The following is a 1,936-nucleotide window of genomic DNA, read 5'->3' as shown; positions in this document are numbered from 1 at the left end:
ATCGGCCATGGCCGGCTGGCGCAAGAGCCTGTTCGTCTACCTTGCTCGCAACGCGCGGCCCGCCAACGCATTCTTCCGCATTCCCCCGAACCGCGTGATCGAGCTCGGCGCCCAGGTCGAGATTTAGGTTCGGCTCTGAGTTGCGGAGCAGGTCATTGATTATCCAGCGGTTGCCGTTGCAGGGCCGAGTGGTGGCCGGCGCTCGCGTGTTACGCTCCGCCCTCGTATGACCAAGACCGAGTCGTCGACCGGCGTCGACGTCAATCTGACCTCCCACGCACCGATCATCCGCTCGCCGAAGGACCTGGCGCGGCTGGGTGTGGGCGCCTTGGGCGTGGTCTACGGCGACATCGGAACTTCGCCGCTGTATGCCATGAAGGAGTGCTTCAACCCCGCGCACGGTGTCGCACCGCTGCTCGGCAACGTGCTGGGGGTTCTCTCGTTGGTCTTCTGGGCCCTCACGCTGATCATCTCGGTCAAGTACGTCTCTTTCGTGCTGCGGGCCGACAACCATGGCGACGGCGGCATCCTCGCGCTCCTTGCACTGGTTACCGAACAGCGGAGTCACCCCGGCAAAGGCGAGACGGGCAGGAAGCGCTGGACGATCCTGGTCAGCCTCGCCCTGGTCGGCACGGCGCTGCTCCTCGCCGAGGGCATGATCACCCCGGCGATCTCCGTCCTCTCCGCGCTCGAGGGGCTCGACGTGGCGACTCCGATCTTCCGCCCCTGGATCGTGCCTCTGGCGGTCGGGATTCTCCTCGCCCTGTTTCTCGTTCAGCGCAAGGGTACCGCCGGGATCGGCGCGGTCTTCGGCAAGGTGATGCTGGTCTGGTTCGCGGCGATCGCGGCACTGGGCATCCCGGCCATCCTCCGCCATCCGGAGGTGCTGGGAGCGATCAACCCGGCGCACGCCGTGCGCTTCTTCGCCGACAACGGGCTGCACGGCTTCCTCATCCTGGGCTCGGTCGTGCTCTGCGTCACGGGAGGAGAGGCGCTCTACGCCGACATGGGTCATTTCGGGCGCGGCCCGATCCGCATCTCCTGGTTCTCGCTCGTCTTCCCGGCCCTCCTGCTCAACTACTTCGGCCAGGGGAGCCTGCTGCTCGAGCGCGGCGCTCTCGCGGTGGCGAATCCGTTCTACGGCCTCGCGCCCTCGATGCTCCTTTATCCGCTCGTGATCCTGGCCACCGCAGCGGCGGTGATCGCTTCGCAGGCGATGATCTCGGGCGCTTTCTCGCTCGCCCAGCAGGCCGTGCAGCTGGGCTATCTTCCCCGGCTCTCGATCATCCACACCTCGGGCGAGGCGAGCGGCCAGATCTACGTACCGGAGATCAACCGGCTCCTGATGATCGCCTGCATCGCGCTCACGCTGGGCTTCCGCGACTCCTCCAAGCTCGCCGGTGCCTATGGCATCTCGGTCATGGGCGCGATGATCTGCACCTCCATCCTGCTCTCCGCGGTCATCATCCGGCGCTGGAAGTGGTCCCCCGCGCTCGCCTTCGGGCTCGTGGCCCTCTTCCTCGCGGTCGAGATTCCGTTCCTCCTCGCCAACATCCCGAAGATCGTCCACGGCGGCTGGTTTCCACTCATGGTGGGTTCGCTCTTCTTCTTTGTCATGACCACCTGGAAGATCGGCCGGCGCGCAGTGCGGAGCTTTCTCGAGATCGGGAGCCTGCCGATCGACCCCTTTCTGGCCCGCCTCGAGTCGTACAACCCCCACCGGGTCAAGGGAACGGCGGTCTTCATGACCTCGGCCATGGGGGTGACACCCCCGATCCTGCTGCACCACTTCAAGCACAACAAGGTGCTTCACGAAAAGGTCATTCTGTTCACCATCGTGACCGAGGGCATCCCGGAGGTCCCCAAGCGGGACAGGATCCAGATGCGCGAGTTGGCACATGGCTTCAGCGAGGTCATCGCGCACTACGGTTTCATG

At 65.4% G+C, this 1,936-nt stretch carries 1 protein-coding gene; it reads left to right on the top strand.

Annotated features, from left to right (window positions below; genetic code table 11):
• Window positions 1-226: 226 nt before the first annotated feature.
• Window positions 227-1,936, top strand: a 1,710-nt coding sequence (locus KBI44_20120) for a KUP/HAK/KT family potassium transporter (protein MBP9146788.1), incomplete at its 3' end; no start/stop codon positions are given.

This window comes from Thermoanaerobaculia bacterium (assembly GCA_018057705.1).
Taxonomy (GTDB): Bacteria; Acidobacteriota; Thermoanaerobaculia; order Multivoradales; family JAGPDF01; genus JAGPDF01.
This window is presented reverse-complemented; position numbering and strand designations above follow the sequence as displayed.